At 40.7% G+C, this 5295-nt stretch carries 2 protein-coding genes; both read right to left on the bottom strand.

The features are described 5' to 3' along the window. Nucleotides 1-3499 (bottom strand): hypothetical protein (locus HF312_21090; protein ID MCU7522717.1); only part of this gene is annotated, 3499 nt, incomplete at its 3' end. 35 nt (nucleotides 3500-3534) lie between these two features. Continuing rightward, nucleotides 3535-4857 carry a hypothetical protein gene (locus HF312_21085; protein MCU7522716.1) on the bottom strand — a complete coding sequence of 441 codons (1323 nt, stop codon included), beginning with the start codon at nucleotides 4855-4857 and terminating at the stop codon, nucleotides 3535-3537. Nucleotides 4858-5295 lie beyond the last annotated feature (438 nt).

The raw sequence follows: 5295 nt of genomic DNA, 5'->3' as shown, positions 1-5295 counted from the left end.
CATAGACTTTCTGGAGTATTTTTTCACTTCCTTCTTCCACCAGTTCAAGCCTGAGTTTAAGGTCACCATTCCACCCCGTTTTCTTAACAAAGAGTTCTGTGGAAAAGGAGGCATCCTTGTCAAATGTGAAGCCTTCAGTCCTCATAAATGAGGAGAGGGAGACCTCTTTCTTCTTTAATGAATCGGGTTTATAGAATGAAAGGCTACTGCCCTTAAAGTTTCCCATCTGAAGGACAAATCTTCCCGGAGTCTTAGATGTGGTATCGATTATCTCAATTCTCCTGAATGTCTTTACGTTTTCCATGCCTTGTGATGAAGTTACGTTCTCAGAAGACGACTTAAGTGTGTATGAAAGCGATGCACGGGTATTATTAACTGTCTGCATAGTAACCTGATACGGCAAGGAGCTTCCCTTGGAGACAACGTAAGTTACACTTCCGGCAGGAGCTTTCTCAAGAGAATTTGGATATTTTATCGGAGCCGAAGGTGTGATGTATGTTATCCCATTCCAAGAGGTGCCGTTTGTAGAGACCATGTTGTAGAGACATACCTGTTCTGCAGGGCTGTAGAAAATGGAGACACCGCCATCAGGATTGGTATTGTTTATATTTTCATGGCCTGAGACCGTAGTATAGACAATTGAAGGCTCATAAATGGCCTCATCCCTGAATGTGCTTATGCCTGAAAAAACGCCGTTTTTGTAGCTTCTGTGAAAAGATGCGGAGTTATTACCGTAGTAGTCATCATAAGCGATCCAGCTTATGTGTGTTCTTCCTGCTCCGTCAACAGCTACCTGCGAATAGACGGGGGCCAAGGGGATCTGGCTTGAAGAATACACATTTTTTACTGCCATATCCCACGATGTGCCATAATAATCAAAGCTATAGAGGTTAACCTGAACTGATCCGGAACTCCTTGTTGCAGAGACCATAAATTTCCAGAGATCGGGGTTCCATGCTATGGAAGGATTGTTATCGACTATTGGTGTGCTAATAGATACCGGCCCTCCATAGGAGAAACTGTTTCCGCAGTCATCCGAGTACTTATAGTGCATCTGGTATCTTCCTGAATACATTTTCTTATATGCAACAAGAACGCCATTGTCATCAGAAGAAACGCCAATTGAGGGCTGGAGGTCAACCGTGGAGGCGTCTGAATCCAGAAGAATGGCTTCACTCGGGTACAAAAGCGGCTTTATGTAAAGATTTCTTGTGCTTCCTTCGGTCTCCTGCCATACACAGAAGACATCATTAAGAAAGTCTGATTCCGAAGCTGCAATGCAAGGAGATGTGGCTGTTCCTGTTCCCGAGATGAGCATTTCGGCTGACCAGGTCGCTCCCCCGTCAGTTGAACTGGTGTACCACACTTTTCCCACAGACTCGTAGACCACGTGGAGATTTCCATTATGTTCCTTTGCAATCTTCCTCTGGCTGCCACTGCCCCCGGAGGCATTTAGTGTGCTTGAAAGAAGATGACCTTTGTAATTGGCGGTTACAAATGCGTTATCAGCATTAAATACCACTGCTTTCTGGTCGTAACCAGAGGGGCTAATATCAGGCTGAAGCATTTCAACACCGTTATAGTCCCAATTTCGGAAATAGCAATTTCTTATTCCTATGGAGCCGCCAAAGTTTGGGCTTTGCATTAAGGGAATGCGTACAGAATAATATTTCCCTTGGGTAGGACGCTGTCCTAAAAACACTCCTTTTTCCGTTGCCCCTTCTTTCCCGTTTGGTTCATAGTATGAATTAAACGGTTTCCAAAAGTCTCCGGTCTGTGTATTGTTGTTATCCAGAACAAACCAGGGATCATGAAATTCACAGCTTCCTTTGTCATTTATTAACTCTCCATCCACCAGAACATTTATTGCACAATGGGACAAATTAAGAAACTTGGCTTTTTGGTTCTCTTTCCCTTCTTCACCAGCAGGAAAGTTATGCTTTATTAAATATTCATTATTGTCGTCATTCCAGTCATGATGCTTGTAGGTTGTACCAGAATTCATCCAGTTTGAGAATCTCTCATTGTTGGTTGAAACTATATAGGAATGGTCCTGAATCAAAGTAATACTTTGGCCTGATGGAATCGGGTTTGGGATTCCCTCAACAGTAAACGATCCGCCTGCATTTTCATTTCCAATCAGATTTGTAAAAGTCATTTGTTCCGGAATGTCGTTAAATTTGACCGATCCTACCTTAGTACCCCAGATGTTTCCTGATTTGGCATATTCTCCAACAAACCAGATATTGTTATGTTCAACTGGGTCAAGACAAATGCCGTTATAATCCCCCCATCGGTTTACCTCACCATTTAGCCTGTCATAATAGCCCTGCCCCTGCTGTAGCCAGTTTATTGGACCGGTTGCAGTGGCGTCCGAAAGCCTGTAGGTCCAGGCCAGGCCGACGTAATCCGAAGCACTGCTTTTGTTAAACATGCATACCATATTCCCATATCTATCCGGATATAGTTCAGGATAGTAATAGTATATGCCATTTTGTTCTATTAAGTCATTAATTAAAAGAGAATAATCTGAAACTCTCAGCTTGAAATACCTGACTGCCGAACCATTATTAAAGGAATTTTTTGAATGAAAGCAGCCGTAAATAAATCCATTGTTGTAAGTGCAATCAGATATTCTGGTGTCGTTGATTTCAATCAGCCTTGCGCCTCCGGGCTGCGGGGCATCATTAGGCGTACTATAAAGACCAATGTTTATTGTGGCCCTGGTTATCGAAGCATTATTGCCAAAAGGATCTGAAATTTTCCATACAGTAATAAAATTCGCATCTGATATACTTGTATTTACCAAATAAAAATCTGTTGATGAACCAAATTGATAGTCGACAGGTTTTATGTTTTTTGCATAACTTTGATCTTCATTACGCATTTTTGTAAAATCTTTGCTCTTAGGAGAGCCTACACCACTAATTAGGTCAATCAGGCTTATAGCTTTTATTTTAGCCCATTGAAAATCGTGCGTAGGTACGTAATCATATAAATGGTTTGATGTAATGTAAACAGCCTCAGAGTTGTATCCTAATCCGGTATAATCAGGAGGATAAATATAGCCGCCCTGCTCTCTTTCTAAAGCATCAAATTTATAATGATACCATTGTCCCATAGGATCATCTGTCTTTGATACTGAAAGCAAGTATAATCCCGATGATCTTGTTATAGCAAAAACTATCCATCTATTACAATAATTATTGAAAACTATTTTGGGATCAACCGGATCCTCAGAAATTCCCAGAGAAGAGAACCAGTTCCTTAAGGTATTTTCACTTAACTTGACTCCATCTTTTGTGTAGACCTGAATCCCATTATTTACCGTTAAAACAATATGGTTGGGTCCCGCTGCAATATCCGGGTCCGGCGGTTTTTTCTCATTCCACTGTATTCCTTCAAAATCCCTGACTAGGCTTACGGTTTGTGCCTGGCTAAGATGAGGTAAAAACGCAGCAAAGATAAAAAGAAAAAGAGCTACTTTTAACTTAGACATGTCCGGCCTCCTCTTTGTTGTATGTAAATGGTGAACTAGCGGTGTCCTAAGTAAATAAGTCCATATCGTTCAATTCCATTATCATACCTTTCTCCGGCTGCAGCAACAATGTTTCCCTTAACATCAATTCTTTTAAGTTCGTCTCTTTTGTCAGCTGTTTCTTCAAATTTATGCCATGTAATTCCATTATAGTGCATTATACTGCCTCCTCCGGCATAGCAGGTAAATATATCGTTTACTTCGTTTCCTCTTAACTTTGAGGCATGGAAATCCTGAGGCATTCCGGTCCAGAGTTCCTGACCGCGACCCGTGGTCTCAATCTCAGATGAGTAAAGGTCCAGACGCGTTAAGGTATAAAGCCTCCTCCCTTTTAACCATACACTGAACACAGGTCCTGAAATATAATTATACCGGACGTGAGAAAAAGGTGAGGTATCATCAATTATTTTGGTAACTTTTCCGTCTTTTAATCTTAAGAGCACAGTAGGCTTAAAGCTGCCAGAGCCTGCAATAAAGATGTTGTCTCCTTCACCATAGATATCCATCAGGTCAGAATTCGTATTGGTTTCAATCTTCTCCCATTCTTTTCCGTTGTAGTGAAAAAGGGCCCCGTTATATCCCACGCAATAGATATTGTTCTCATCTTTTCCCCAGATTTTGTTTACCTGCCATTCGTAAGGAGCCTTAAGCATAAAGAATGCTTTGGATTCAAATTTCTTTCCGTCCCACCTTATAAGATCGGCTTCTGTTGAAAACCAGACATTGTCTGAAGAAAAGGCATAAACGTTCCTTAAGGGGTAATATCCCTTTAGTGTTCCGAAATCACGTACCATTATCCTAAGAAGAGTCCACTTGCTTCCATCCCAGTGAACGGCGTTATAGGGCTGGTTGTCAATTTTCCCAAGAGAGTCTGTAGTGAATATCTCACCCACAGCCCAGATGTCGTTCTCGTTTACAATTGAGATGTCATAGAGTGTGCTTATGCTGAAGCCGAATGTATAGGCGGTCCAGGTCATATTGTGGCTTGTCGTGTCAAGCGTGGAAGCAATGATTTTTCTACCTGTTCTTTTACTCTTATCATTTGCCCGTAACTCATATGTGTAAGTTCTGTTGGGGCTCAGGTACTTATTGCTTAAGATTGTATCTCCTTTTGAAAGCTGGATTCTATCAACCGGTTCCTGATCTCTTAGTAATGTGACTTCGCTTCCCGGCTCTCCGTGAATCTTTAACCTGATTTCATTGCACGCGACGTCGTAAAGAGAGATGTCAAGACTTCCACTCAGATCAGGCTCAAGTGTACTGCAGGAATTTAACAGAATGCAGAGGATAGATAAAATAAAGGCTGTTTTGCTTATCATAATAATATGAATTTTATTAAACGTTAAATTCGAACATTACAGATAATTAAGATAGTGCCTTCAGAACCTTGAATATATTTTGATATTTTTGTTAGCACCGATATCTTTAGCACCAGTGTGGTGAATTTTCACCACTGCTTCAGAAACCTGTGAAATTACTAAGCTCTTATAGAAACTGACTCTTATTATTCATGTCCGGATTTCTTTTTTTATAAGTCTTCGATCAGAATAGATTTAGGCAGGTATAAAAATGTTGTCGTATGTTTAACAGCCGTATTCATATGTCACTCAGAACGAGCTCCTCGTATGATTAAGCTAAAATGATTAATACTGCACAAAAGTTACAGCGTATATATTTTAAAGTCAAGTAATGCAGGAAATAACGAGTTGACTCATAAATAATGTAACCCTGGGATATTGAAAAATGATTCGTTGCCT

It is taken from the genome of Ignavibacteria bacterium, assembly GCA_025612375.1.
Taxonomy (GTDB): domain Bacteria; phylum Bacteroidota; class Ignavibacteria; order Ignavibacteriales; family SURF-24; genus JAAXKN01.
The sequence above is the reverse complement of the archived record's forward strand: the minus strand, read 5'-3'. Positions and strand labels throughout refer to the sequence as shown.

What these genes read in the sequence shown, in the direction of transcription:
- HF312_21085 (MCU7522716.1), bottom strand. Translation starts at nt 4,857, where the DNA reads ATGATAAGCAAAACAGCCTTTATTTTATCTATCCTCTGCATTCTGTTA.